Consider the following 26732-nt stretch of genomic DNA (forward strand, 5'->3'; position numbering starts at 1 on the left):
TTTCAGTTCGTTCTTTGTCAAGGTGATCTGCTCCTTGCTCATACTGACATTTTCTCGGATCAGTTACACCCTGACAATATCACAGAACAACAACAGATATTCCGTGAAACGCTTGACATCAGGCTTTGGATATGTTAGACTCAATATTGCTTTGCCAGCTTTTTTTTTGTGCAAAAAAATAACATAGTTAATGCATAGGGGTGTTCCAGAAATGAGAGTCAGAATAACCATGGCTTGTACAGAATGCAAGCAGAGAAACTATGATACCATGAAGAACAAGAAGAACGACCCTGACAGGATCGAACTGAACAAGTACTGCAGGTTTTGCCGTAAGCACACTCTGCACAGGGAAACCAAATAACGAATTGGGAGTTGTTATCCATGACCGATCAGAAGGAAAAAGTCACGTTTACCAAGCGTATAAGCAGGTTTTTCAAAGAAATTCGCACAGAGATGAAAAAGGTCATCTGGCCTACAAGACAGCAACTGATTAATCACACTCTGATCGTCTTTACGGCATGCCTGGTCGTTGGTGTTGTAGTTTGGATCGCTGATGCCGGATTGGGCCTCTTGTTCCAGGCCATATTCGGGAAGTAAAAGCGGAAGGAGGGCAGGAGCTTTTTGTCTCCGCTTTTTGATGGCAGATGAAGCAAAATGGTATGTGGTCCATACCTACTCAGGATACGAGAACAAGGTAAAGGCCAATATCGAGAAGATTGTAGAAAACCGGAAAATGCAGGATTATATCCTCGATGTGGTCGTTCCCATGGAGGAGCAGATCGAGATCAAGGACGGCAAGAAGCGGGCGACCCTCAAGAAGGTTTTTCCGGGCTACGTATTGGTAAAGATGATCATGACCGACGAATCATGGTATGTAGTACGCAATACCAGAGGCGTGACCGGTTTTGTAGGTCCGGGATCCAAGCCTGTTCCCCTGTCAGATGAAGAGGTCCGCATGATGGGTGTGGAACAGGTTGAGACGGTTGTGGATTATGAAGTTGGTGACAGCGTCCGCGTTATCGACGGACCCCTGGAAAGCTTTATTGGTACCGTTGAGGAGATCAGCATGGACAAGAAAAAGGTACGTGTCATGGTCTCCATGTTTGGCAGAGAAACTCCTGTTGAACTCGATTTTGTCCAGATTATGAAGCTGTAGCAGGTTATTCGTCACACACAAGGAATAGGGCTGTCGGAGGCGCCTGGAAGGCGCTTTCTCGACAGAACAAGCATGTTTTGCTTTCATGTGCGCTTAAGCACTTGAATAGAGGCCTGAAAAAAGGCAAATACACTGGGAGGTGGATTATTAATGGCAAAAAAGGTTTTGGGCTATGTAAAGCTGCAGCTCCCCGCAGGTAAGGCAACACCTGCTCCACCGGTTGGACCAGCCCTCGGACAACACGGCGTTAATATCATGCAATTCTGTAAGGAATTCAATGAGAGAACCGCAAAGGATGCAGGGTTGGTAATTCCGGTGGTACTCACCGTTTATGCAGATCGTTCATTCTCATTCATTACGAAGACTCCTCCGGCTGCCGTCCTGATCAAGAAGGCGTGCAAGATCGAGAGCGGCTCCGCCAGACCCAACAGGGATAAGGTGGCCAAGATCTCCAGGGAAGAGGTTCGCAAGATTGCTGAGATGAAGATGCCTGACCTGAACGCGGGCAGCCTGGAAGCAGCTATAAGCATGATTGCGGGCACAGCCAGGAGCATGGGCGTTGTAGTCGAAGACTGATAGGCTGTCCCATAAGATGTGGGAGGGAGCAATTCCCGATTTTTCAATGACCACAAAGGAGTGATAATCATGAAGAGAGGCAAGAAGTATCTGGAAAGTCTCAAGCTTGTCGATAGAACCAAACTGTATGAACCCACCGAGGCATTTGACCTGGTTCAGAAGGCAGCAAGAGCAAAGTTCGATGAAACAGTGGAAGTACACGTCAAGCTGGGCGTTGACTCCAGGCACGCAGACCAGCAGGTAAGGGGCGCTGTGGTTCTTCCCCATGGTACAGGTAAGACCGTGCGCGTGCTGGTGTTCGCCAAAGGCGAAAAGGCTACCGAGGCCGAACAGAACGGTGCCGACTATGTAGGTGCCGAAGATTTGGTGGCCAAGATTCAGAATGAAAACTGGTTTGATTTTGATGTGGTTGTGGCAACCCCGGATATGATGGGTGTTGTCGGACGTCTGGGTCGTGTCCTCGGTCCCAAGGGACTCATGCCCAACCCGAAGGCCGGAACGGTTACCATGGACATTGCCAAGGCCATTGCCGATATCAAGGCCGGTAAGATCGAGTACCGTCTCGACAAGACCAATATCATCCACTGCCCCATCGGCAAGGTGTCCTTCGGCACCGAAAAGCTGCGTGACAATTTCCGCACGCTGATGGAAGCCATCATCAAGGCTAAGCCGGCTGCAGCCAAGGGTCAGTACCTGAAGAGCGTTACCATCTCATCCACCATGGGACCTGGTATCCGCATCAATCAGCAGAAAGTGCTTGACTGATTGGCTGAAATCCTATAGAATAACGTTTGTGATCTTAACCGTAGACAGCAGGAACCCTTCGGGGTGTAACGTATATCATCCTGCCGAGGTTAGAGAAAAGTGGTATTGGTATGCCCTTTCGCAGTCTACGGTTTGGATCGCGGAAGGGTTTTTTGTTGTGAAATGAAAGTTTCATGCTGGAGCCCTGGATAACCGTTGGAAAACCAATTCTCTCATCAAGGAGGTGCTCAAATGCCCAGTGAAAAAATACTGCAGCAGAAAAAGGCTGAGGTGGAAAAGCTGAACGGCAAGATCGTCAACGCCCAGTCCTTTGTGCTCGCTGATTACAGAGGCCTTACCGTTGAGCAGGACACCAAGCTGAGAAAGGCCATGCGTGAAGCAGGTATTGAATACAGGGTCTACAAGAACTCCATCATCAGCTTTGCCGTGAAAGATACGCCCTACAGCGAGCTGACAAAGTATTTGGAAGGTCCTACGGCCATTGCCATCAGCGAAAACGATCCGGTTGCTCCTTCCAAGCTGCTCGTCCAGTTTGCCAAAGACTATGAGAAACTGGAAATCAAGGCCGGTATGGTAGAAGGCAAAGTCATCGACCTTGCCGGTGTGGAAGAGCTGGCCAAGACCCCGTCCAGGGAAGAACTGCTTGGAAGACTTATTGGCAGCCTGCAGAGCTCGCTCTATGGTCTTGCCATTGCTCTCAATGCTATTGCTGAAAAGCAGGAGCAGGCACAGGAAGCATAACCTGTCGCAGAACACTTTATCGGTAAACCGATTTTAACAAAGAATAGGAGGATATGAAGATGAGCGAAAAGATCACAAAGTTCATTGAAGAGATCAAAGCCCTGTCCATTCTCGAGCTTAAGGAGCTTGTTAAGGCTATTGAAGAGGAATTCGGCGTATCTGCCGCACCTGTTGCTGTAGCAGCCGGCCCTGTTGCTGCTGGCGGCGCTGCTGCTCCCGCTGAGGAGAAGACCGAATTCGATGTTATCCTGAAGGATGCTGGTCCCGAGAAGATCAAGGTTATCAAGGTTGTTCGCGAGATCACCAACCTGGGTCTGAAGGAAGCCAAGGATGTTACCGAAAAGGTACCCAGCACCATCAAGGAAGGCGTATCCAAGGAAGAGGCAGAGTCTATCGCTGCCAAGTTCAAGGAAGTTGGCGCCGTTGTCGAAATCAAATAAGGATTACGAAGGCTTTGAACGAGCCGGCTCCGCCAGGTGCCGGCTCGTTTTGTTGTACCAGGGGCGGTCCTTCTGGTTCATTGACACAAAGCAGCACAAATGATGGCTTCGCGGGTTCCCGGCCGACGGGATTATTTCCCACTCCGATACTCGCTTGGACACCAGAAAGGGAGCCCGTAAAAGTTAAGGCGCATTGCGATTAGGTGCCAAAACATCCTGCGAGAATGGGACAAGGTCGGCCGCTGTTTGAGCGCAGTGAGTTCAGCCAACCCCCATTCGAATAGCCTGATGTTTTGCAGCCGTGCAGCACAGCGGCCGGCTTTTACGGGTTCCCGGCACCTGTGCTGCATTTACATTCATACGCCGGGCAAAATCTTCTGCCATGTTCCCTCTTCCTTGATATCTTTTCGAAAAGCGGGTAGAATGTATATGCGAGACGGAAACTGTTCCCAAAGCCCACACTGCATGAAAACCAACAAGCGATACGGAGGTAAAGGAACTTGTCAAAACCAATTGTTGCCATCGTCGGAAGGCCAAATGTCGGTAAGTCGACATTTTTTAATTACCTGGCAGGACGAAGGATATCCATCATCGATGATACTCCCGGCGTCACGCGGGACAGGATATATGCTGAAAGCGAATGGAGAGGCCGGAAGTTTACCATCATTGATACCGGCGGCATTGAGCCCAACACCGACGACTATATCAAGCAGCAGATGATCCAGCAGGCCCACATCGCCATTGACATGGCCCATGTGATCATCATGCTGGTGGACGTGAAAACTGGCCTGACAGCCCTGGATGAGGAAGTGGCCAATATCCTGAGAAAAGCGGATAAACCGGTTCTGTTGGCTGTCAATAAAGTGGACAATCCGGGCCAGCCGCCTGCGGATATCTATGAGTTCTACAACCTGGGTATGGGCGAGATCTATCCCATTTCTTCCATTCACGGGTTGGGGATTGGCGAGCTCCTTGATGCGGTTTATGAGCATTTTCCCAGTGCCGAGGAGCTGAGCGAGGACGAGGACGCCATCAAGGTGGCTGTCATCGGCAGGCCCAATGTGGGTAAATCCTCCATCATCAACAGGATACTGGGCGAAGAACGGGTGATTGTCAGCGACATCCCCGGCACCACGAGGGATGCCATTGATACGCATTTTGAAGTGAACGGCAAGCGCTATGTGTTCATCGATACTGCCGGCATCAGGCGGCAGAGCCGGGTGGATGATGAAATCGAGAAATACAGCGTGCTTCGCTCATGGGCAGCCGTGGACCGGGCCGATGTCTGCCTCATCATGCTGGATGCCCGGGACGGTGTGACCGAGCAGGATACCCGTATTGCAGGATATGCCCATGAACAGGGCAAGGCCTCCATCATTGTGGTCAATAAGTGGGATCTGGTTGAGAAGCAGACCGGAACGCTGGAGGAATACCGCAAAAAGGTCGGCCAGGACCTGGAATACATGAACTATGCGCCCATTGTCTTTGTTTCCGCGAAGACGGGGCAGCGCGTCCACAGGCTGTTCGAACTGATAGATTATGTATTCGACCAGGCCAGCCTGAGAATTCAGACCGGTGTCCTGAACGATGTGCTCAACGAAGCCATCGCCATGGTTCAGCCACCCTCCGACAAGGGCAAGAGGCTGAAGATCTATTACATGACACAGACCGGTATACGGCCTCCGAGCTTTGTGCTTTTTGTCAATGACGCAGAATTGATGCATTACTCCTATGAAAGGTACCTGAAAAACACCCTCAGGAGCAATTTCGGGTTTGAAGGGACGCCCATATGGTTTACCGTCAGGGAGAAGGGTGACAAGACATGATATGGATTTTGCTTTCTGCTGTGGCAGGGTATCTCCTGGGCAGCATCAATACCTCTCTGGTTGTTGGAAAACTGTTCTATAAGAAGGATGTACGCCAATACGGCAGCGGAAACGCCGGCGCCACCAATACCTTAAGGACGCTGGGGAAAACAGCTGCCGCCATTGTGGTAGTCGGTGATCTCCTGAAGGGCATCCTGGCCTGTCTGATTGGCCGGTGGCTGCCCGGCGAGACTGCCGCCGGGGTGTATGGGGGCGAATATGCCGCAGGCATTATGGCCGTGATTGGGCATAACTGGCCCCTGTATTTCGGCTTCAAGGGAGGCAAGGGGGTTATGACGGCTTTTTCCGTTGTTCTGATGTTTTCGCCCCTGGCAGCGTTGATCTGCCTCCTGGCGTTCATCGTGATTGTGGCCATAACCAGGTATGTTTCCCTCGGATCCATCATCGGCGGCGCGGCCTTTCCGCTTGTGGCCTGGCTCATGGGCGAACCGCTCCTTCTCGTTCTGACCGGCGTTCTCCTGGGATTGCTGATCATCATCAGGCATGCCTCCAATATCAGGCGCCTGTTGGAGGGTAATGAAAAGAAACTGAGTTTCAAGGATAAACCGTCAGGGGAATGACGGCACGGGAAGCCTGCCGACAGAAGCGATATTACAGCTTGATGAAAGGAATGGATGCATATGTCAGTGGTTTCTATCATAGGTGCCGGGAGCTGGGGAACCAGCCTTTCCGTTCTGCTTTCGAACAACGGGCATCAGGTCCGCGTCTGGTCCCGTTTCCAGGAGGAAGTGGATCTGCTCAACAGGGAGAGGGAGCATAAGGAAAAGCTTCCGGGGGTCAAGGTTCCGGAAACGGTGGTCTTCACGTCCGATCTGAAAGCTTGCCTGGAGGGGCATGATTTCGTGGTTATTGTGCTCCCGTCCCAGACTGTCCGGGAAAATGCAAGGCTTTTGGCGCCGTATCTTTCCCCCAATGATATCGTGGTTCTGTGTTCAAAGGGAATAGAGGAGGAGTCCGGAAAAAGGCTGAGCCAGGTTGTGCTGGAGGAAGCGCCCGGGGTAAGGGTTGTAGCCTTGTACGGGCCAAGCCATGCCGAAGAGGTAGCCATCGGTATTCCTACCACGGTGGTGGCAGCCTGTCCGGATCAGGATGCAGCCATGAAGGTCCAGGACTTGTTCATGTCACCCAGTTTCAGGGTGTACACCAGCTCGGACATCATAGGGGCTGAAATCGGAGCCGCATTGAAGAACATCATTGCCCTGTGCGCCGGTATCAGCGATGGCCTGGGCTACGGCGACAACAGCAAGGCTGCCCTGATGACCCGGGGTATCACCGAGATCGCCCGCCTGGGAACGGCCATGGGAGCCAATGCCAAGACATTTTCCGGGCTGACCGGCATTGGGGACCTGATTGTGACCTGCACCAGCCGCCACAGCCGCAACTGGAGAGCGGGAAATCTTATCGGCAAGGGGTATACCCCCGAGGAAGCCGTGGCCAGCGTCAAGATGGTGGTTGAGGGCATATCCGCCACGAGAGCCGTTAAAGGCTTGATGGATCGGTACCAGATCAGCATGCCCATCTGCCTGGAAGCCTATCGGATCCTGTTTGAGGGTAAGGACTGCAGGAAAGCGGTTTATGACCTGATGACCCGGAGAAAGAAGCACGAATTCGAGGATACCGGATGGTAACGGGAAATGTAAAGCAGATATCGGTGCAGAACATGAAAAAAGCCGTTTCAACCGAAACGGCTCTTTCTTTATGGTTCTCAGACTGTGATCTTCTTTCCCACAATCAGCGGCCATTCCTGGTCGCCGATGAGGGTTTTTCCGGCCGTGATGGTGACTCCCTTATCCAGGATGCAGTAATTGAGCTGTGCGCCTTCCTCGACGGTGGTGCCCTGCATGAGGATGCTGTTTTTGATATGCACGCCCTTCATGACACGGACGCCCCTGTTCAGAACGCTGTTTTCCACTTTCCCTTCAATGATGCAGCCGTCGGCGATGATGGAGTTTTTGACATCCGCCTCCTCGTTGTATTTGGCAGGCGCTTCATCCTTTACCTTGGTATAGATCTTACGCCTGTCCATCAAAAGCTCGCGGCGAACCCTGGGATCCAGCAGGTCCATATTGGCCCGGTAATAGAGCTGGATGCTGTTGAGGGGTCTCCAGTATCCCTTGAAGATGTAGGCGTAAATGCGCATGCTGTCTATGCTGCGAATGATGATGTCCATGACCAGATCGGTATAACCCTTGGCGGCGCTGTCCTGCATCAGTTCGATCAGGAACTTGCGCTTCATGATGTAAACGCCCATGGATCCGAGACTGCCGGTGGGATTCAGGGGCTTTTCCTTGAAATCCACGATTCTGCTGTCCTCGTCAATCTCCACGATCCCCAGTGTCTTCTTGTCGTTTTCGGTCAGATCGTCCAGGGCACGGCAGGCGATGGTGATGTCCGCATCCTTGTCCACATGCTGCTCAAGCATGGGGGTATAATCCATGTTATAGATGGCGTAGCCGTTGGCGATCACGACAAACTCCTCGTCGCTTCTTTCCAGGAAGGTCATGTTATTATAAATAGCGTCTGCGCTGCCCTTATACCATCCGTTTCCAAACTCCGAGAGATAGGGGGGGAAGATCCTCAGACCTTCATTTTTCCTGTCCAGGTCCCATTCCTTGCCCGAACCCAGATGATCGATGAGGGAACGGATGCTGTACTGGGTCAGGACGCCCACATTGACGATGCCGGAGTTCACCATGTTGGACAGGGTGAAATCGATGGCCCGATATTTTCCGCCAAAGGGGATGGCTGCGATGGAACGCTCTACGGACAGTTCTTTCAGCCGGTTGTTTTTTCCGCCTGTCAGGATAATGCCCATGGCTCTTTTCATTGGCCGTTTCCTCCCTTCATCAGATAGCCGCCGGAAGGGATTTCGCTGGTGGTGAAATCCTGCGGTATAACAAAATTATCAATGACCACATTTCTGCCGATGGTGGTGCCGTTGGGTATGACCGTGTTGGAGCCTATGACGGTGATGTTCGTGTTGTAGACCTTGGGATTGTAGAGATTTTCCGCAAACTCGCCCACACCGCAGCGTACATGATTGCCGATAACGCTGCCCTCACCGATGATGGAGCAGTTGATCTCCGCGTTGTGGCCGATGAATGCGTCGGACATGATGATGGAATCCTGTATGACGGCACCTTCCTGGACGGTTACGCCGGGGAATATCACCGAGTTGCGGACAGTACCGTATATCATGCAGCCTTCCGCAATGATGGATTTGGTAACCTTTCCGGTCTCACCGATGAAATGGGCCGGATATACCGGGTTGGGCGTGTAGATCTTCCAGTAGGGATCGTACATGTTGAACTCGGGAATGCGATCGATAAGGTTCATGTTGGATTCCCAGAAGGCTTGTATGGTACCCACATCACGCCAGTAGCCGGTGAACTGGTAGGCGTATAGATTTTTTCCGTCATTCAGCATGGCCGGAATGATGTTTTTTCCAAAGTCGTGTTCCGAGTTAGGATCCTCATGGTCCCGCATCAGGTATTCCTTCAATATGCTCCAATTGAAGATATAGATGCCCATGGAAGCCAGCGTGCTTTTAGGTTTTTGGGGCTTTTCCTCAAACTCGAAAATCTTGTTGCTGTCGGTTATGTTCATGATCCCATAGCGGCTGGCCTCTTCATAGGGAACATCGATCACCGAGATAGTGGCATCGGCGTTTTTCTTCTTATGGAATTCCAGCATTTCGGAATAGTTCATTTTGTAGATATGATCTCCCGAGAGGATGAGGACGTATTTTGGAGAAATCTCTTCCACGTAATTGATGTTCTGGAGTACGGCATCGGCGGTTCCGGAATACCATTCGCCCTTTTCAAAACGCTGATAGGGGGTCAGAATGGTCAAACCACCGTTCATTCGGTCCAGATCCCAGGGCTTTCCGATGCCGATATGGGAATGAAGCTTGAGGGGTTGGTACTGGGTGAGGACGCCGACGGTATCGATATTGGAATTGATGCAGTTGCTCAGTGTAAAGTCGATGATCCTGTATTTTCCTCCGTATAGAACGGCCGGTTTTGCGATGTTGTGGGTGAGGACACCCAGGCGACTGCCCTGACCGCCGGCCAGGATAAGCGCAATGATCTCTTTACGGGCCATATCGTATATTCCTCCCAGCTTATGTATTGATTAATATTTACCAATCCTTCTGACAATAAAACAGAACGATTGTCGGCGATGGGCGCGGAGCGGGCCTGAAAAGCCTGCGGCCGCGGGGCTCACTGCGGCAATAAACGTGATATAAAAAACCATAACGAGATTATGATATGATGAAACGGACAAATTAATTAAAAATATTGAAATTTCCTGAGATTATCATTATAATAATTTAAAGTCAAAGAAAGTCAAAGTTAAATCCGGCGCAAGGAGGTGCGTCGATGCAATACCGCGACTACTACGAGATTCTGGGCGTTCCAAGGGATGCGACGCAGGAACAGATTAAGAAGGCATACCGGAAACTGGCCAAGGCATACCATCCGGATGCCCATCCGGGCAATAAGGAGTATGAGGAAAAGTTCAAACAGATCAATGAGGCCTATGAGGTGCTTGGCAACCCTGAAAACCGGAAGAAATACGACCAGTTGGGAAGCCGGTTTAATTTTGCCAACGGCTTTGACTTTGACCCTTCCCAATTCGGCTTCGGAAATACGCGGTATGAGTTCAGAAGCGGCAATGGCCGCGGTTTCAGTGATTTCTTCAACCTGTTTTTCGGTCCCGGTGGCCTGAACATCGATGATCTTTTCGGCGGCCTGGGGATGGATGGATTCGGCAGGGATGCTGCGGGCTTCAGAGCCTATCGTGCCGGAACCCATGGGTCTGCAAAAGGGGAGGACAGGGAAGTTGAGGTCACCATACCGGTCACCGACGGGCTCAAGGGCGCCGAACGCCGGATTGCCATCGATACCCCCGATGGACGGAAAACGCTGGCCATAAAGATTCCCAGGGGCATCCAGCCAGGCGGGAAGATTCGCCTGCAAGGCCTCGGCGGAAAGGGTATCGGCAGCGGGCCAAACGGTGATTTGTACCTGGTTGTCCGCTTTTCTGAGGATGGCCTGAAGCTGAGCGGCCACGACCTCATCATGGATTTGCCGGTTCTGCCGTGGATTGCGGCCCTTGGCGGCGAGCAGACCGTCGATACGCCCGACGGCAGGATCCTTGTGCGCGTGCCAGAAGGCATTCAGAGCGGCGGCAAGATCAGGATTCCCGGGAAAGGTTATTACACGCCGGCAGGCGGACGCGGTGATCTCTACCTGACCGTACGCCTGGTCAATCCGCCGACGCTGACTCCGAAACAGCGGAGGCTGTATGAGCAACTGCGGGATGAATCCTGAGGGCAGATTGGCTGATTGGCTTTACAGAATGGCAGGATGGCTGAGAAAAAAGACAAGGGGTTCCCTGCTTTTTTAGGGGACAGGCATCGGAATTGAGGTGGTTTTATGAATCTTGAACGATTTACAGAAAAAGCGCAGCAGGCGGTGGTTGAGTCCCAGCAGATTGCCATCCGCATGGACCATCAGCAGGTGGACGCGGAACATATGGCCCTTGCCCTGGTTGAGCAGGAAGACGGGCTGATACCCAGAATCCTCCTGTCACTGGGTATCAGCCCGCAGGAACTGGGCGGACGGATCAGGAGCGAACTGGAAAGGCAACCCAAGGTATATGGCGCAGCAGCTTCCAATGTCTATGCCACCCGGCGGTTCAACCAGATCCTGCTTGCGGCCGAGGACATAGCGAAAAAACAGCAGGACGAATATGTCAGTGTGGAACATATCTTTCTGGCGCTCATGCAGGAAAGGAACGGTTACATCAAGGGGCTGATGCAGCAGTACGGCGTTGACCGGGAGCGCTTTGAAGAGGCTCTGGCCCGGATTAAGGGCGGCCGCCGCGTGACCAGCCAGAACCCGGAGATGAGCTACCAGGCCCTGGAGAAATACGGGCGCGACCTGGTGGAGCTGGCCAGAAAGGGAAAACTTGACCCGGTTATTGGCCGTGATGCGGAGATCCGCCGCGTCATCCGGATCCTTTCCCGAAGGACCAAGAACAACCCGGTTCTGATCGGAGAGCCCGGCGTGGGTAAAACAGCAGTTGTGGAAGGCCTGGCCCAGCGCATTCTCAAGGGCGATGTGCCCGATGGGCTCAAGAACAAGACCATCTTTGCGCTGGACATGGGTGCGCTGATTGCGGGCGCCAAGTTCCGTGGCGAGTTCGAGGAACGCCTGAAAGCGGTTCTCCAGGAAATTGAGCAGTCGGATGGCCGCATCATCCTATTCATCGATGAGATTCACAATATTGTTGGGGCCGGAAGGGCAGAAGGCGCCATGGATGCCGGCAATATCCTCAAGCCCATGCTGGCCAGGGGCGAGCTCCATTGCATAGGCGCCACCACTCTGGATGAATACAGGAAGTATATCGAGAAGGATGCCGCCCTGGAGCGGCGCTTCCAGACCGTGCTCGTGGATCAGCCCACGGTGGAGGATACCATATCCATCTTAAGGGGCTTAAAGGAGCGCTTTGAGATACACCATGGCGTGAGGATAACCGACAATGCCATCATTGCCTGCGCGGTCCTGTCCAACCGGTATATCACCGATCGCTTCCTTCCCGACAAGGCCATTGACCTGATGGACGAGGCGGCCGCCATGCTGAGGACCGAGATTGACAGCATGCCTTCCGAACTGGATGAGATCAGCCGGCGCATCATGCAGTTGGAGATCGAGGCGCAGGCCCTGAAAAAGGAAACCGACAGGGGATCCCAGGAACGTCTTGCTTCCATCGAGGACGAGATCGCCGGGCTCAAGGATCGGGCCAACCGGATGAAGGCCCAGTGGGAACTGGAAAAGGAATACATCCGGCGGGAAAAGGAACTGAAGGAGCAAATCGAGCAGGTACGGCTGGAGATAGAGCAGGCAGAGCGGCATTATGACCTTGAACGGCTGGCCGTTCTGAAGCATGGCAGGCTGCCCGAGCTGGAATCCCGGCTTGCGGCTGAGAAACAGAAGCAGAAGGAACTGGCGGGCCGCATGCTCAAGGAGGAGGTCACCGAGGAAGAGATAGCGGAAATCATCTCCAGGTGGACCGGCATCCCGGTGACACGCCTGATGGAGGAAGAGAGGGAAAAGCTTCTCAACCTGGACAGGATCCTGCACAAACGGGTGATAGGCCAGGATGAGGCGGTCCAGGCCGTCGCCGATGCGGTACTGCGCGCCAGGGCAGGACTGAAGGACGTCAAACGCCCCATCGGTTCCTTCATATTCCTGGGGCCCACGGGCGTTGGCAAGACCGAACTGGCCAGAGCCTTGTCGGAAGCACTGTTTGATTCCGAGGACAACATGGTCCGAATAGACATGAGCGAGTATATGGAAAAGCATGCGGTGGCACGCCTCATAGGCGCACCACCCGGTTATGTGGGATACGAGGAGGGCGGACAGCTGACCGAGGCCGTGCGCAGAAAGCCCTACAGTGTCATCCTCTTTGATGAGATTGAAAAGGCCCATCCCGATGTCTTCAATCTTCTGCTCCAGATCCTGGATGACGGACGGCTCACCGATAGCCAGGGGCGTGTGGTAAACTTCAAGAACACGGTCATCATCATGACCTCCAACATCGGAAGCGATATCCTGCTGGAGGGTGCCAACGAAGAGGGTGAACTGAGCGAAGATGTGAGGGAGAGGGTGATGTCCCTGCTGAGAAGGGGGTTCAGGCCGGAATTCCTCAATCGCGTCGATGAAATCGTCCTCTTCAAACCCCTCACCAGAAAGGAGATCAGGGCCATTGTCGGTCTGGTGCTGGAAAGCCTTTCCAAACGCCTGGAAGATCGGCATATCCGTATCGAGACCACGGAACGGGCTTTGGAGCGGATGGTGGAGGAAGGCTGGTCGCCCGTATACGGCGCACGCCCCATCAGGCGATACATCCAGAAGATCGTGGAAACAGGGCTTGGCAGGATGATCATCAACGGAGAAATCGCGGAAGGGGATACGGCGCTCATCGATGCCGATGGAACAGGTATTGTGATCAAAAGAAAGCAGGAATAAGGATACGCCCGGCCGGATTTTTTGCCGGCCGGCTTTTTTCATTTTCAGGGCAGCAAAAAAGGAGAGTTGCTACTCTCCTTTGTCATCACAGCGTTACCGGAAATTAATACCTGTCGCGATTTGCCATTCTCTGAGCCTTTCTGGCCCTCCTGCATTCCGGACATCTCTGGGGCTCGTTTTCAAAGCCCTTTTCCTTGTAAAAAGCCTGCTCACCTTCTGTAAAGACGAACTCTGCGCCGCAATCTTTGCACTTCAGCTGCTTGTCTGCCATCTCTTTCAAAACCTCCTTAAACTATTTCGGATGATACAAAACTCGAAACTGGGACCCTCATCCGATATTTAAAGGAGGACTGGGGCAGAGTTCGATTTGTAACAATCCAAAATCATAATGGCTTTATATAGTATATCACGCATTGGGAAAAAAACAAGGGGTTTTTGTACTGTATGAACTGAAATTTTTTGTAAAAAGTGTGGGATGCAGGATGCAGCCCTCATAAAAAGAGTCTACCTTGGCATCCTATTACATGGTAAAATGGAAATGCTTCAGTCATGAGATCGCGTGAAAGCGGTCACCGGTTGACAGGATTTCCTGACCGGGAATCAGCATGTTCGGGGGGAATGGATATGAGCAAGGGCGCTCAGGACAATGACAGAATAATGGAAGGCCTTTCGGCCCGGGAAATGGTGGATATGGCCCTCAGGGCGCAGCAGCATGCCTATGTACCCTATTCCGGGTTCCATGTGGGTGCCGCCGTCCTCGCAGACAACGGGAAGGTTTATACAGGCTGCAATATCGAGAATGCCTCGTTTGGCGCAACCATCTGCGCCGAGAGAACGGCCATTGCCAAGGCTGTTTCCGACGGCGCCAGAAGGATCCTGGCCGTGGCGGTCTCCAGTGACAGCGAGGGTCCCACACAGCCCTGCGGAATTTGCCGGCAGGTAATGAGCGAATTCTGCTCGGAAGACATGCCCCTCTATCTGAGCAACCGTAACGGTGAGTATGCGGAGTACGCGTTCCGGGAGCTTCTGCCAAACCAGTTTGTTCTGAAATCCAAACCAAATGCAGATTGACGATAACCTCGATCAGATTAGGAAAAGGGCGGGAGGAAAGCGATGGCATTCAAATCGGGTTTTATCACCATTATCGGAAGACCTAACGTGGGGAAATCCACGCTGCTGAATCTTCTGACAGGCGAGAAGGTCTCCATTATTTCCAGGAAGCCGCAAACCACCAGGCACAACATACGGACCGTCGTGACACGGGAAGATTTCCAGATGGTCTTTGTGGATACCCCCGGCATCCACAAGCCCAAGAACAAGCTGGGCGAATTCATGATGAATGCGGCCATGGATACCCTGGATGATGTGGATATCGTCCTGTACATGGTGGAGGCCACCGAGAATGAAATCGGTCCCGGCGACCAGTCCATCATAGCTGCCCTGAAAAAAGTCCACACACCGGTCATCCTGGCCATCAACAAGGTGGATCTGGTTGAAAAGTCCAGTCTTCTGCCTTTGATTGACATGTACAGCAAGGCCCATGATTTCAGGGAGATCGTTCCCATCAGCGCAACCGATCCCAGAACGGTGGAGCTGATGTTCGGTATTCTGAAGAAATACCTTCCTGAAGGAGAAAAGCTCTACCCCGACGACATGCTGACCGATCAGCCTGCCAAGGTTCTGGTCCAGGAGCTTATCAGGGAGAAAATGCTGGAGCTTCTGGATGACGAGGTGCCTCACGGGGTTGGCATCGAAGTGGTGCGCTACAATGAGAACGAGGAGAGGAATATCCTGGGCATCGATGCCAATATCTACTGTGAAAAAGCCTCCCATAAGGCCATCATCATCGGAAAGGGCGGCGAAATGCTGAAGAGGATTGGTATCCGGGCCAGGGAGGATATTGAACGGCTGTTCGGCATGAAGGTTGTGCTCAAGCTCTGGGTCAAAGTCAAGGAAGACTGGCGCAATAGTGATTATATGCTCAACGAACTTGGGTATAAATCATAGAGAGGAGCCTGCCATGGCGCTTATCCGGACGAAGGGCCTGGTCATAAAAGAGGTTTATGTGGACGATGCCGACAAGATCATCACCCTGATGACAGAGGACATCGGAAAAATTTCGGTTTCGGCCAGGGGGGCGAGGAAAAACGGCAGGCAGGCCTATGGGACGCAGATCCTGACCTATGGCCAGTATATCCTGTATAAGGGCCGCAACAGTTACAGCCTGAACGGGTGCGATATCCTGACTTCCTTTTTTGACCTGGCCAATGACCTGGAAAGATTTACATATGCCGCCCATATGATGGAGCTGGCATCGGATGCATGCACCGATGACCAGACCACGGGCAGGGTGCTGAATCTTCTTCTGCATGGACTGAATGCGCTGAACAAGGGCAGGGAGCCCATGCTGATATCCTCAGCCTTCAGTATGAAGCTTGCGCAGGTTTGCGGCTATCCGCCCCACGTGACAAGCTGTGCGAATTGTCACACCAAAGAGCTTGAAACCATATACTTCAGTTTTAAGAAATGCGGCTTCATCTGCGAGGTTTGTGCCAAAAACGACGGCGATGCGCTCCCTGTGACCATTGGCACGGCCAAGGCCATACTGCATGTACTTTGCTCCGATCAGGCGGGTGTCTTCAGTTTTAACCTTTCTTCAGAGAATCTTGAGCGGTTTTCCGATATCTCGAACCGCTACATTGCGGAGAGATTTGATAAAAGGTATGAGAAACTGAATTACCTGAAAGAGATTAGACAGGTATCCTATCATTTAGGGGGGGAATGATGCTTGAAAAAGTACCTGTTCAGTTCCGGTGAGGTCATGTATGAAAGAAACCGGAAAAAGCTGGCTGAGGGTGTGTTTGTTGCTGAATTCCTGCAGTATGCCAATGTGGAGCCCGGCGCCGAATACATCGGAGTCGGAAAGCTCAATGACAAAGAGGTGGAGATCAGGTTCAGCCTGGCCGATGATCAGCTGGAACACGTAAAAATGAAGTATACCTACAATATTCTCATGCAGTCCGATCTTCTGAATGCCAGCTGGAAGGCATACGAGATAACCTATATCTGACACCCGGGGCCGGAAGGCCCATGTCAGGGATGGAGGCGATGGTGGTTCCGTGGATGTCCAAAAATTAAAGCAGCTGCTTTCCAGGGAAGAAGGCGAGAAACTGGATTTCAAGGCCTGTCTGAAGCTGAGCACGGAAAGCGACAGGAAGGAACTTGTGAAGGATGTCACCGCCATTGCCAACTCCAAGGGCGGCAGAGGGCACATCATCTTTGGTGTGGAGGATAAGACCAAGCGCATCCTCGGCATCGACAAATCGGAATTTCATGAAGAGCAGATCCAGCAGATCATCTATAACCGAACCGATCCGCCGGTCCCCGTCCAGGTGGATTTCGTGGCGTACGAGGGCAAGCAACTGGCGGTCCTCACCATTTTCAAGAGCCGCCATGCACCCCACCAGGTGATTCAGAACGGCTGTTTCTACATCCGCAGGGGGTCCACCACCGATTACCTGCGGCGGGCGGAATTGGCCTCCATTCTCCAGGAAAACGGGCTTCTCAGCTATGAAACCGTCATCCGGAATGATGTGGGAATGGATGCGCTGGATATGGAAAGCATCAGGCGGTTCTTTGCCGGACTGCAGATCGCCGGCGACAAGCCCAATGCGATCCTCATGGAAACCTTCGGGTTCATCGGTGATAAGGGAAACGGGGAATATTGCCCCACCATCGGCGGCCTTTTGCTGTTCGGGCGGGATATGCCTGTCCATATGCCCCACAGCCATATCCGGATCGTTCTGGATCAGCATGTGGAGATGCGGACCGATAATATTCCCGGGCTTCTGGACTGGGCTTCTGCACGGATTCGGGAGCTGATGGACGATGCGGAGTACCCCTTTGCCGCTGTGGAAGAGGCCATCGCCAATGCCCTCGTCCACAGGGATTACCTGGACGCTTCCAGGGGCATTGTCATCAAGCTGTCCGCCAAGAGCATTGAGATAACCAATCCCGGTGCCTATTTCGGCGGCAACCGGGTATATGGCTACAACAAGGACGACTTTCCCCTCAGGAGAAACCCCTGGCTCTACCAGAGGCTTGTCCTGGTGGATGAGAAAAAGCGTTTCCTGAAATACGGGCTGGGAATCAGCAATATCAAGCGTGCCTTTGAAGGCATCGGCAAGGTCAAGTTCGTCAACCTGGGCCGAAGCAATGCGTTTCGGGTGGTCCTGCCGCGGGTCTCCGGGGAAAAAGCCGGAGAACATCAGCCTGACAGGCAGGAGAACCGACAATAGTACCGGTAAAAACCGGTGATACCATCATTCGGGATTATTGGAAGAACCGCTCTCAACCAGGGCGGTTTTTTTCTTTTTGTCCGGTTTCCTGTCGCTGCCCTTATCCTTTTCCGGGTTGCCCTGCGTTTTCTCAGGGGAGCACAGCATGCGGATGAGCCTTTTGGCTGCCAGGATGTTGGCGCCGGCTTCGTAGGCCAGCTTTAAAGCGAGCATGCCAAGGGCATCAGCGGCACTGCCGGTGTCCTCGTGATTTTTCAGGAACTCTTCTTCGACACGCCGGGCTGTTGCACGCAGGACATCGTCCTGAATGGAGCGGAACCGGTTGTAGAATTCCACCATGTCTGTGCTTTCGGTCTGATGCCTGATGATGTTCGAAATATCGGTGATGGGCAGCACTTCCTTAAGCGCGGAAATGGCGATGAGATAGGCCAGATGTTCCCGTGAGTATTTTTTCTGGACGGGTCTTGGCATTAAGTTATGCTTTACATAGTTGTTGATCATGGAGGATGTGATAAGCCTGTCTTCGCCATCCAGGGAAAAGATTCTCAGCTGGCGCTCCAGATAGGTAATCACCTGATCCATGTAGAGATCCAAATCGGGTAGCGCATCCCAGTCGGGGGTGCGGTGGTCTTTCAGATCAGAGAACCAGGTGTCCATTTCCTTCCTGATACCGTCCGGTTCCATAGGCAGCCCCTTTCATGAAAATAAGTCTGGTTTCGGCTCATTTGTCTTAAAAAGCTCAAAAAAATTATAACATGATTAATAAAATGCCACAATGTGGTCAATAATATTATTGACTTAATATGGTCAATAATATAACATAGTATTAATAACTAGATAAGATAATAAACAAAAACATGGGATGTGATTATAATGATCGAAACGCTCAGCAAGATAAAGATAGATATCTGGGGAGACTCGGTCCTGAAAGGGGTCATCTACGACAAGGACAGGGGCAGGTATACCCGGCTGAGGGAGGATAACGCGGTATACGGCCTGAAAAACCTGGGACTGGATATCCGCAACAACTCTCACTTCGGGCTGACTGCCCCAAAAGCCAGGGAGATGATGGCTCGTGCCCTGGAAAAGGGTATCGACTGCCAGGCCGCCATCATTGAATTTGGCGGAAACGATTGCGACTACAACTGGAAAGAGGTGTCAGAAGATCCGGAAAAGGAGCACGAGTGTCATACACCGCTGGAACGGTTCAGGCAATGCATCACCGATATGGTCGGCATGCTCAGGAAAAGGAATATCCGTCCGGTGCTGGTGAACCTTCCGCCCATCGATCCGGAAAGGTATTTCAAATGGATCACAAGGGGCCTGAACGCCGGGAACATTCTCAGATGGCTGGGAGACGTGCATCGCATCTACCGTCACCATGAATGCTACAACTTATGCATCATGAGCCTTGCCGGCAGCCTGGGATGCGATCTCATGGACATCCGGCAGCCCTTCCTGATGCAGAAGGATTACACCCAGTTCCTGTGCGAGGACGGCATCCATCCCAACCAGCGCGGTCATGCCCTTATCCAGTCCGTCATGAGCGATTTCATGAAAAACATGGCTATTTAAACCTTTGTATGGTCATGTCTGTCTGGCGATTGATGGTACGCGAACATTATTGAAATCTTATGATGCCTATCTCTATCTTCACCTGGAGATCCCGAATGCTCTTTACTGTCATAAAGGCTTGTGCTATTTTTTTCTTGAAAACAGCACATCATACTGCCGTCTGGCCTGCATTAGCAATATTTTATGGTCGCGGGCAGAAGAGCAGAAAATGACGGGAGGGATTTGCGTGGGCATCAATGGTTTTCCAAAGGATTTCGTCATCGGAACCGCAACTGCTTCCTATCAGATCGAAGGCGCCGTCCTGGAAGGCGGAAGGGGAGCATCCATCTGGGACATCTTTTCCCACATGCCCGGCAGGATACTCAACGGGGATACGGGGGATATCGCCTGCGACCATTATCACAGGTATCCGGAAGATATAGCCCTGATGAAGGAAGTGGGGCTTAAAGGATATCGCATGTCGGTGGCCTGGCCGCGCATCTTTCCCCAGGGCAGGGGCAAGCCCAGCACGGCGGGTCTTGATTTTTATAACAGGCTGGTTGATGCGCTTCTGGAGAACGATATCGAGCCCATGATAACCCTTTACCACTGGGATCTGCCCCAGGCCCTGCAGGAACTGGGCGGTTGGGGCAACCGGGATACGACCGACTATTTTGCCGATTACGCCTATACCGTTTTCAATGCGCTCGGGGATCGGGTGAAGAAATGGAACACCCTGAACGAACCCTGGGTTTCAGCCTTTGCCGGCCACTATATCGGACGGCACGCGCCGGGAATGCGGGATGCGGCATTGGCCGTCCAGGTCTCCCACCATCTGATGCTGGCCCATGCAAAGGCCGTTGAAGCTTTCCGGCAATCGGGAAGGGATGGACAGATCGGCATAGCGCTCAATCTCTATCCCATGTACCCGGCTTCGCCCTCCGAGGAGGATGAAAGGGCGGCCCGGTTCGCGGACGGCTATCATAACAGGTGGTTCCTGGATCCGGTGCTGAAGGGCACCTATCCGGAGGACATGCTGGCCATCTACCGGGAACGGTTCAATGCGCCCGACATCCGGTCGGGGGATATGGAGCTCATCGGAAGGAACCCTGTGGACTTTCTGGGCATCAACTATTATTTCAGAAAAGTGATCCGGAGAAGCGAAAGCACAGACATCCTCCAGCTTAATGAGGTCAAGCCGGAAGGCTCCGAATATACCGAGATGGGCTGGGAAGTCTGGCCCCAGGGGCTGCTGGATCTTCTCGGAAGGATACATAAGGATTACCAGGATCCCCGCATGGTCATCACCGAGAACGGGGCTGCCTTCAAGGATGAGATCATCATGGACGGCGTGGTCCAGGATGAGGATCGCATCCGCTTCCTGCAAGGCCATCTTGAGGCGGCCAGGCAGGCGATCGCCGAGGGTATCAGGCTGGAAGGCTTCTATATCTGGTCCCTGATAGACAATTTCGAATGGGCCTTTGGCTACAGCAAGCGCTTCGGCATTTTCCATGTGGACTACGGCACCCTGGAGCGTAAATGGAAAAAGAGCGCCCAGTGGCTTAAAAAGTTCATTGAGGAGAATGGGCTCAACTGATACCGATGCAGAATCATTAAGGCCGCCATGGTCCCTGTGTTTTGAGGGACGAAGCCGGCAGAACCTGGAGTACCGCAATGCAAAAGGCTGCATGCCCTGAGGGGTGTGCGGCTTTTTCATTTGCCTGCGCCTGAACTCGGACGGCTTGCCCGTTTCGGGGATCGCCCTGCCGGATGATGACATCCGCTTGACAAGGCGAGGGGATCATGTTTTAATGAGTGGTAGTTATTAAAACTACCAAAAGGGGCTATGGTCGTGACGCTGGTGGAGTGTTTGATGAAAACCGGGCTTACACGCCATGAATCGGAACTGTATATCGCTCTGTGCCGGGAAGGGGAGATGAACGGGTATGAAGCCGCCAAGGCTACCGGAATTCCCCGGGCAAATGCCTATCAGGCCCTGGCCAGCCTGGCCGACAAGGGCGGCGCCTATGTGATAGAAGGTCCGGTTCAACGCTATGTGGCTGTTCCGGTGGAAGAATACTGCAGCAACGTGCTGGAGTACATGAAGAATGTGCTGGAGCAGATAAAGCGGGAATGTCCGAGAGGAAAACCGCAGCACGAACCTTATATCACCATAACGGGGTTCAGGCATATCGTGGACAAGATGAAGAACATGATCAGGCAGGCCAGGGAGAGGGTTTATGTATCCCTGTCCGAAAAAGAAATAGCTTATGTGCGGGAAGAGCTGCTGGATGCCGTCCAACGCGGCCTGAAGGTGGTGGCCATCACTTCGGCCGGCGTTGAACTGGAGGGAGCCATCGTCTACACGATTCAGAAAAAGCCCGGTCCCATCCGAATCATCGTGGATTCAACCCAGGTGCTGACAGGTGAACTGGCGGGCCTTGATGACGACAGCTGCCTCTATTCCAGGAACAGGCCGCTTGTGGAACTCATCAAGGATTCTCTTAAAAACGAAATACAACTATCAAGCTATGGAGGTCGCAGCCCATGAACCATTTGATGGAGAACCATTTTCTGAACCGAATCGATGCAGAGGCTTTGCTGAAGGAGTACGGAAGCCCGCTCTATGTTTATGATGAAAAAACGCTCAGGGAGCGGATCAGGGATATGGTTAACCTGCTGCCGTATCCCTGGTTTGGGGTCAGTTGCTCCATAAAGGCAAATTCCAACCTGCACCTTCTGAAAATCGTGCGGGAGGAGGGCATGGATGCCGACGCCATGTCTCCGGGAGAGATTTTTCTGCTGGAAAAGGCGGGCTTCGAGCCTTCGCAGATCTTCTATGTGTGCAATAACGTGTCGGCGGAAGAGATGCAGTATGCGCTGGACAGAAACATCCTGATCAGTGTGGACTCCCTGTCCCAGCTGGAAACGCTGGGCAGGATTAACCCGGACGGACGGGTGGCACTGAGATTCAATCCCGGTTCTGGTGCCGGACATCACGAAAAGGTAGTCACAGCAGGCAAAAAGACCAAGTTTGGGATCCAGGAAGACCTGGTTGAGGATGCAAAAGCCATAGCAAAAAAATACGGTCTGAGGATTGTGGGCATCAACCAGCATATCGGTTCTCTTTTCCTGGACGGGAAACCCTACCTTGAAAGCGTAAAGGCCCTGCTGCGTATCGCTGCCCGGTTTGAGAATCTGGAATTTGTTGATTTCGGCGGCGGTTTCGGCATTCCCTACCGGAAGTTCCACGGCGAACAGCGCCTGGACCTTAAGGCGCTGGCTGAGCAGCTCGCCCCGCTGCTCCTGGAGTTCAGGGAGAAATACGGCAGCGATCTGAAGTTCAGGATAGAGCCCGGCCGCTATCCCTTTGCCGAATGCGGCGCCATACTCGGTACGGTGCATGCGGTGAAGACCAATTATGACACCAAATACATCGGGACCGATGTGGGCTTTAATGTACTGATGCGGCCCATCCTCTATGATTCCTACCATGAGATCGTGGCCATCAGGGGAGGAAGGATGGTTTCCGACCCCGACGGCGAGAAGGTGACCATTGTGGGGAATATCTGCGAAACCGGCGATATCCTGGCGAAAGATCGGCCCATGCCGGAATTGAAGGAAGGGGATATCATAGGGGTTCTGGACGCCGGTTCCTATGGTTACACCATGGCTTCCAACTACAACCAGAGACTGCGTCCCGCCGAAGTGCTGCTCACCCAAAGCGGGGACATAAGGCTTATCCGCAGAAGGGACACCTTTGAGGACCTGCTGGCGGGATACAATTTTTAAACCGACGGCCTGAGCATATTTTTCTGCGCTTCTGCTCAAGATAGAGATCAAAAATCTGTCTTGGGTGAAGGATGTGCATGGTTGACGAGATAAAAAAAGCAAAAACGGGACTGATACAGATCACATATGCCATCGTGCTGTTTATGGTTCTATGGCACCTGGAGGGAATACTGGCCTTTGCAGGGAAGGTGATCGGGCTTATCAGTCCTTTTCTTTACGGCATCGCCATTGCCTATGTGCTCAACCTGCTGATGCGCCTTTTTGAAAGGCTTTTTTCCTTTATGGACAGGAGCAAAACCTTTCTTGTGCGAAGGCTGAAAAGGCCCCTGTCCATTCTCTGCGTCTTTCTGACGCTGGTGATCATTGTTGTGGCATGGATGGTCCTGGCCATACCCCAGCTGTCATCCAGCGTGTCCAATATCGCGGCCAATATGCCCGAATATGTGGCCGATGTGGAGCGCTTCCTGAACAAGACCATCGATGATCTGGGCCTCAAGGGGGGATTCTGGAAGAACATCTCCCTGAACTGGAACGAGATGGTGACAAGGGCCGGGCAGTTCATTTCCAGCATCTTTCCGCGCGTCTTTGCCTTCACGAAGAATTTTACCGGGTTCATCCTCAACATGGCCACTGGCATACTGATTTCCATTTATATGCTGGCCAACAAGGAAAAGCTCCTGCTCATCCTGAGAAAACTGCTCTATGCCTGGCTGCCCAAAAGGTTCTGCAACCGGTTGGTGGATATTTGTGTTGTGGCTAACCGCACTTTCAAAGGCTATTTTTCCGGCATGATCATCAACGCGCTGATTGTGGGCGCGATCTCCTTTTCGGGAACGGTTGTCCTGGGCATTCCCAACGCCTTTCTGCTGAGCATGATACTGGGCGTTATGGGTCTCTTCCCCATTATCGGCCCGCTTTTGGGTTCAATCCTGAGCTTTATCATCGTTCTGCTGGTGGTACCGGAAAAAGCGCTGCTCTTTGTCATTCTGCTTGTGGTTATCCAGGAACTGGATAACATCCTGATCTACCCGAGGGTTGTAGGTCGTTCCATCGGGCTGGGAGGTATCTGGATCCTGTTTGCGCTCCTCCTGGGGGGCAGCCTGTTCGGTATTGTAGGTACCATAGCCGGAATACCGGCCTTTGCTGTGATCTGGACCATCGTACGGAAACTCACCCACAACAGGCTCCGAAAGAAGGATATAGTCATCGAACCATAATCGACGACGCTTCGCCGGCACGAAAAAGACCAGTTATCGGGCATGCGGGCCAGCATGGGCAGATCCTGGGATGGCAAAGAAACATCGTACCGGGTGCCATGGAGATGAATCCCGGGAATGAAACCTGACGGAGGGTTTTGACATGAAAGCCAGAATCGCGTTTATTCTCATGATTGTTCTCGTATTGTGCCTGGTGGCCTACCTGGTAAGCACCGGAACCCAAATCCGGGCTGATTTGGTCAAAACGCGCGACGAAGGGGCGGCACCGGTTTTGCCGGAGGATGGCCCCGAAAAAGCGGAGGACTATCGGGCAGGCAATGCAGCAGGCGTGTATGATGGCAGGGCAAATGGCGGAAAGGCTGAGAGCCCGGGCGCGGCGCAGGGAGATGATCGACGCATCGGCACGGGCAGGTACAGAGGCAGAATGGACGTCAATTTCATCGAGCTGGAACTGGAGGATGACGGGCTTAGAAGCTTCCAGCTCAGCGAGGCGCTCAGGGAAAACTTTGACGCCCTTGGTCTGAAAACAGGTGATATGGTACGGATCCATTATCGCGAAAGAGAGGGTCAGAATCCGATCATAGAAAAAATTGAAAGGCATACAAACTGAACCCGCGCCTCATACTAATGGAGAAAAAAACGAGCAGCGGAGGCGACCGGGAACCATGGCATCAAAGCATAAACCCGACGATAGAAGCGACAATGTGGAACGCATTCAGGAAACCATCGACAACACCGTAAAAAACATGCGGAAGGCCGAGGACATGATGGCCCTGATGGAGGATGGTTCCAAGAGCAAGAAGGATCTCAAGGAAAAGAACGAAAGACGCGCCATGTCGCTGGAGGCCATGCGCAGGGAGATCCGGGAAGAGGCGCTGGACAGGGAAAGAGGATATCAATAAAGCCTGTTCATACCCACGGGCGGTTTCTGCAGGGAAGCCTTGCAGAAACCGCTTTTCGCATCTCATGGGCTCCATTTTGCAGGACAGGGCAAAGGCCCCCCGTTCAAAGACCGGCCGGACTTGCTTTCAGAATTTCTTGAAAGCGAAAAAAACCGCCAGGGCGATAAACGCAAAGGAAACGATGTAGTTCCAGCGAATGGTCTCCTTGAGATACAAAACTGCAAAGACCACGAAAACCGTCAGAGATATGCATTCCTGGATGATCTTCAGCTGGGTGGCCGTAAAGATCCTGTATCCCATCCGGTTGGCCGGCACCTGGAGGCAGTATTCAAAGAATGCAATGCCCCAGCTCATCAGAATGACCAGAATCAGGGGCGTGTTGGTGTGGGTGTTTTTCAGGTGTCCGTACCAGGCATAGGTCATAAAGATGTTGGACAGAATAAGCAAAACGACGGTCCACATATTTTCCTCCGATAGTATCATGATTGGTTGCTGCGTATTGTGCACGTTGGCTGCCTCAATATGGGCATGTAAAAAACCCATCCACAGGATGGGTTTCATTCTGGTGCGGTCGACCGGACTTGAACCGGTACGCTCGCGCATACGCCCCTCAAACGTACGTGTCTGCCAATTCCACCACGACCGCATATCCGTTTGGGTGTCGTTTTGACGCAAGACTTATTATACAAGCAACCGTGGGCCGTGTCAATACAAAAATCTGCTTGTACAGAAGAAAATTCAAAAGCCCGCCGGTAAATCGGGCTGTCCGGCCAGTCCGGACAGGATTTTCATGCTTCAGCGCCTGTCCTCGTTATGCAGGCAGTGATCGATGGCGATGACCAGGGTGCTGAAAAAGGCGGCGTTGTTCGGATCGTGAACAATCAGTTCATAACTGTCCCCGAAGGAAAACCATTTCTTATGGATTTCGCCCACCGGCTGACCATCATGAAAGATGGCAAAATCCATGCCGAAAAGATTACCTTCGATGGTGTAGTCCCCGTACTGGCTCTGGATGGAAAGCCTGGGCCTGAAGAAGGTGAACTCCTTTTTAATGATGGCGCACAAAAGATCCCCGGTGTAAATATGGTATTCGGGAAGAAACCTGAACAGCTTCTGGCTGATAAAGTACAATTCCTGCCCGGTCATGTCATATACATGGATTTTGGCGCCCAGGGAAAAGAGCCTTCCCTGCACGGTGAATACGGGCTGGAGGTTTTCGTTGTAGACATGGTATTTGTCACCCAGAGTAAATACCTTCTGCCTGATGTAAAGAACCATGAGCATCCTCCGTATGAACAGTATGATAATATTCTATCACAGGCAACACTGCCATGTGCATAAATATATCCGCGCAGGGGCCCTGTTA

The 26732-nt window shown here is 52.5% G+C and carries 31 protein-coding genes, 1 tRNA gene and 1 other annotated feature; of the genes, 24 read left to right on the plus strand and 8 right to left on the minus strand.

Going from position 1 to position 26732, the window contains the following annotated elements; translation table 11 throughout:
* The first annotated feature begins 211 nt into the window (after window positions 1-211).
* From rpmG to rplL, 7 genes are all read left to right on the plus strand, one after another.
* Window positions 212-361 carry a 50S ribosomal protein L33 gene (gene rpmG, locus F3H12_RS08310; protein ID WP_149678884.1) on the plus strand — a complete coding sequence of 50 codons (150 nt, stop codon included), beginning with the start codon at window positions 212-214 and terminating at the stop codon, window positions 359-361.
* 20 nt (window positions 362-381) lie between these two features.
* Complete coding sequence (gene secE / locus F3H12_RS08315) at window positions 382-597, plus strand: preprotein translocase subunit SecE (protein ID WP_149678885.1); 216 nt, start codon at window positions 382-384, stop codon at window positions 595-597.
* A gap of 40 nt (window positions 598-637) precedes the next feature.
* Complete coding sequence (gene nusG / locus F3H12_RS08320) at window positions 638-1156, plus strand: transcription termination/antitermination protein NusG (RefSeq protein ID WP_149678886.1); 519 nt, start codon at window positions 638-640, stop codon at window positions 1154-1156.
* A gap of 150 nt (window positions 1157-1306) precedes the next feature.
* The gene (gene rplK / locus F3H12_RS08325; protein ID WP_149678887.1) at window positions 1307-1732 is read left to right on the plus strand and encodes a 50S ribosomal protein L11; all 426 of its coding nucleotides are present in this window, start codon (window positions 1307-1309) and stop codon (window positions 1730-1732) included.
* Window positions 1733-1801: 69 nt separating this feature from the next.
* Window positions 1802-2497 carry a 50S ribosomal protein L1 gene (gene rplA, locus F3H12_RS08330; protein ID WP_149678888.1) on the plus strand — a complete coding sequence of 232 codons (696 nt, stop codon included), beginning with the start codon at window positions 1802-1804 and terminating at the stop codon, window positions 2495-2497.
* Between the two features lie 20 nt (window positions 2498-2517).
* Window positions 2518-2660 (plus strand) — a sequence feature (ribosomal protein L10 leader region).
* A 68-nt stretch (window positions 2661-2728) separates the two neighbouring features.
* Window positions 2729-3238 (plus strand): 50S ribosomal protein L10, encoded by a 510-nt coding sequence (gene rplJ, locus F3H12_RS08335; RefSeq protein WP_149678889.1) that lies wholly within the window; start codon window positions 2729-2731, stop codon window positions 3236-3238.
* 59 nt (window positions 3239-3297) lie between these two features.
* On the plus strand, window positions 3298-3678 hold the full coding sequence (rplL, locus tag F3H12_RS08340; RefSeq protein ID WP_149678890.1) for a 50S ribosomal protein L7/L12: 381 nt from the start codon (window positions 3298-3300) through the stop codon (window positions 3676-3678).
* A gap of 261 nt (window positions 3679-3939) precedes the next feature.
* Here rplL and F3H12_RS13595 read toward each other — a convergent pair whose 3' ends face one another.
* Window positions 3940-4062, minus strand: a complete 123-nt coding sequence (locus F3H12_RS13595) for a hypothetical protein (RefSeq protein ID WP_279231993.1) — start codon at window positions 4060-4062, stop codon at window positions 3940-3942.
* Window positions 4063-4178: 116 nt separating this feature from the next.
* Between F3H12_RS13595 and der the strand changes: the two genes are divergently transcribed.
* The 3 genes from der to F3H12_RS08355 are packed head-to-tail and all read left to right on the plus strand — an operon-like array spanning window position 4179 to window position 7192.
* On the plus strand, window positions 4179-5504 hold the full coding sequence (gene der / locus F3H12_RS08345; protein ID WP_149678891.1) for a ribosome biogenesis GTPase Der: 1326 nt from the start codon (window positions 4179-4181) through the stop codon (window positions 5502-5504).
* Complete coding sequence (gene plsY, locus F3H12_RS08350) at window positions 5501-6124, plus strand: glycerol-3-phosphate 1-O-acyltransferase PlsY (RefSeq protein WP_149678892.1); 624 nt, start codon at window positions 5501-5503, stop codon at window positions 6122-6124. Before der ends, plsY begins: the two co-directional genes overlap by 4 nt.
* Before the next feature lie 60 nt (window positions 6125-6184).
* Window positions 6185-7192, plus strand: coding sequence for an NAD(P)H-dependent glycerol-3-phosphate dehydrogenase (locus F3H12_RS08355; protein WP_188118447.1), 1008 nt, complete (start codon window positions 6185-6187; stop codon window positions 7190-7192).
* Window positions 7193-7269: 77 nt separating this feature from the next.
* On the opposite strand, the gene glgD is transcribed toward F3H12_RS08355, so the two are convergent.
* Complete coding sequence (gene glgD / locus F3H12_RS08360; protein ID WP_149678894.1) at window positions 7270-8391, minus strand: glucose-1-phosphate adenylyltransferase subunit GlgD; 1122 nt, start codon at window positions 8389-8391, stop codon at window positions 7270-7272.
* A complete protein-coding gene (locus F3H12_RS08365) occupies window positions 8388-9668 on the minus strand; it encodes a glucose-1-phosphate adenylyltransferase (RefSeq protein WP_149678895.1) in 1281 nt (426 codons plus the stop codon). The genes glgD and F3H12_RS08365 overlap by 4 nt, the downstream gene beginning before the upstream one ends.
* Before the next feature lie 278 nt (window positions 9669-9946).
* Here F3H12_RS08365 and F3H12_RS08370 point away from each other — a divergent pair, with 278 nt between their 5' ends.
* A complete protein-coding gene (locus tag F3H12_RS08370) occupies window positions 9947-10900 on the plus strand; it encodes a DnaJ C-terminal domain-containing protein (protein ID WP_149678896.1) in 954 nt (317 codons plus the stop codon).
* Between the two features lie 105 nt (window positions 10901-11005).
* Window positions 11006-13603 (plus strand): ATP-dependent chaperone ClpB, encoded by a 2598-nt coding sequence (clpB, locus tag F3H12_RS08375; protein ID WP_149678897.1) that lies wholly within the window; start codon window positions 11006-11008, stop codon window positions 13601-13603.
* A gap of 103 nt (window positions 13604-13706) precedes the next feature.
* On the opposite strand, the gene F3H12_RS08380 is transcribed toward clpB, so the two are convergent.
* Window positions 13707-13874, minus strand: coding sequence for a zinc-ribbon domain-containing protein (locus F3H12_RS08380; RefSeq protein WP_149678898.1), 168 nt, complete (start codon window positions 13872-13874; stop codon window positions 13707-13709).
* 353 nt (window positions 13875-14227) lie between these two features.
* Between F3H12_RS08380 and cdd the strand changes: the two genes are divergently transcribed.
* From cdd to F3H12_RS08405, 5 genes are read left to right on the plus strand one after another with little or no spacing between them, the layout of a single operon-like run.
* Complete coding sequence (cdd, locus tag F3H12_RS08385) at window positions 14228-14674, plus strand: cytidine deaminase (protein ID WP_243133237.1); 447 nt, start codon at window positions 14228-14230, stop codon at window positions 14672-14674.
* Window positions 14675-14716: 42 nt separating this feature from the next.
* Window positions 14717-15610 carry a GTPase Era gene (gene era, locus F3H12_RS08390; RefSeq protein WP_149678899.1) on the plus strand — a complete coding sequence of 298 codons (894 nt, stop codon included), beginning with the start codon at window positions 14717-14719 and terminating at the stop codon, window positions 15608-15610.
* Between the two features lie 13 nt (window positions 15611-15623).
* Window positions 15624-16388, plus strand: coding sequence for a DNA repair protein RecO (gene recO, locus F3H12_RS08395; protein WP_149678900.1), 765 nt, complete (start codon window positions 15624-15626; stop codon window positions 16386-16388).
* 3 nt (window positions 16389-16391) lie between these two features.
* Window positions 16392-16673 (plus strand): hypothetical protein, encoded by a 282-nt coding sequence (locus F3H12_RS08400; protein ID WP_149678901.1) that lies wholly within the window; start codon window positions 16392-16394, stop codon window positions 16671-16673.
* Window positions 16674-16722: 49 nt separating this feature from the next.
* Entirely contained in the window at window positions 16723-17901 is a 1179-nt protein-coding gene (locus tag F3H12_RS08405; RefSeq protein WP_149678902.1) for an RNA-binding domain-containing protein, read from the plus strand.
* A 24-nt stretch (window positions 17902-17925) separates the two neighbouring features.
* On the opposite strand, the gene F3H12_RS08410 is transcribed toward F3H12_RS08405, so the two are convergent.
* Window positions 17926-18585 (minus strand): DUF1836 domain-containing protein, encoded by a 660-nt coding sequence (locus tag F3H12_RS08410; protein ID WP_149678903.1) that lies wholly within the window; start codon window positions 18583-18585, stop codon window positions 17926-17928.
* Window positions 18586-18774: 189 nt separating this feature from the next.
* Here F3H12_RS08410 and F3H12_RS08415 point away from each other — a divergent pair, with 189 nt between their 5' ends.
* The 7 genes from F3H12_RS08415 to tlp all read left to right on the plus strand — a co-directional run bounded on the left by F3H12_RS08415 (window position 18775) and on the right by tlp (window position 25366).
* On the plus strand, window positions 18775-19476 hold the full coding sequence (locus F3H12_RS08415; RefSeq protein ID WP_149678904.1) for an SGNH/GDSL hydrolase family protein: 702 nt from the start codon (window positions 18775-18777) through the stop codon (window positions 19474-19476).
* A gap of 226 nt (window positions 19477-19702) precedes the next feature.
* The gene (locus F3H12_RS08420; protein WP_243133238.1) at window positions 19703-21052 is read left to right on the plus strand and encodes a GH1 family beta-glucosidase; all 1350 of its coding nucleotides are present in this window, start codon (window positions 19703-19705) and stop codon (window positions 21050-21052) included.
* 276 nt (window positions 21053-21328) lie between these two features.
* On the plus strand, window positions 21329-22006 hold the full coding sequence (locus F3H12_RS08425; protein ID WP_243133239.1) for a TrmB family transcriptional regulator: 678 nt from the start codon (window positions 21329-21331) through the stop codon (window positions 22004-22006).
* The gene (lysA, locus tag F3H12_RS08430; RefSeq protein WP_149678907.1) at window positions 22003-23247 is read left to right on the plus strand and encodes a diaminopimelate decarboxylase; all 1245 of its coding nucleotides are present in this window, start codon (window positions 22003-22005) and stop codon (window positions 23245-23247) included. Before F3H12_RS08425 ends, lysA begins: the two co-directional genes overlap by 4 nt.
* Before the next feature lie 77 nt (window positions 23248-23324).
* The gene (locus tag F3H12_RS08435) at window positions 23325-24464 is read left to right on the plus strand and encodes an AI-2E family transporter (RefSeq protein WP_188118448.1); all 1140 of its coding nucleotides are present in this window, start codon (window positions 23325-23327) and stop codon (window positions 24462-24464) included.
* A gap of 142 nt (window positions 24465-24606) precedes the next feature.
* Window positions 24607-25074 carry a hypothetical protein gene (locus F3H12_RS08440; RefSeq protein ID WP_149678909.1) on the plus strand — a complete coding sequence of 156 codons (468 nt, stop codon included), beginning with the start codon at window positions 24607-24609 and terminating at the stop codon, window positions 25072-25074.
* A gap of 55 nt (window positions 25075-25129) precedes the next feature.
* Window positions 25130-25366: a small acid-soluble spore protein Tlp gene (gene tlp, locus F3H12_RS08445; protein WP_149678910.1), complete on the plus strand. Its 237-nt coding sequence runs from the start codon at window positions 25130-25132 to the stop codon at window positions 25364-25366.
* A 126-nt stretch (window positions 25367-25492) separates the two neighbouring features.
* Here the strand turns inward: tlp and F3H12_RS08450 are convergent, their stop codons facing one another.
* The 3 genes from F3H12_RS08450 to F3H12_RS08460 form a co-directional block, all read right to left on the minus strand.
* Window positions 25493-25828 (minus strand): DMT family protein, encoded by a 336-nt coding sequence (locus tag F3H12_RS08450; RefSeq protein ID WP_149678911.1) that lies wholly within the window; start codon window positions 25826-25828, stop codon window positions 25493-25495.
* A 101-nt stretch (window positions 25829-25929) separates the two neighbouring features.
* Window positions 25930-26012 (minus strand) — tRNA-Leu (locus tag F3H12_RS08455).
* A gap of 149 nt (window positions 26013-26161) precedes the next feature.
* A complete protein-coding gene (locus F3H12_RS08460) occupies window positions 26162-26644 on the minus strand; it encodes an LURP-one-related/scramblase family protein (protein ID WP_188118449.1) in 483 nt (160 codons plus the stop codon).
* Window positions 26645-26732: the final 88 nt, after the last annotated feature.

It is taken from the genome of Thermoclostridium caenicola (assembly GCF_900142095.1).
Classification (GTDB): Bacteria; Bacillota; Clostridia; order DSM-8532; family DSM-8532; genus Thermoclostridium_A; species Thermoclostridium_A caenicola.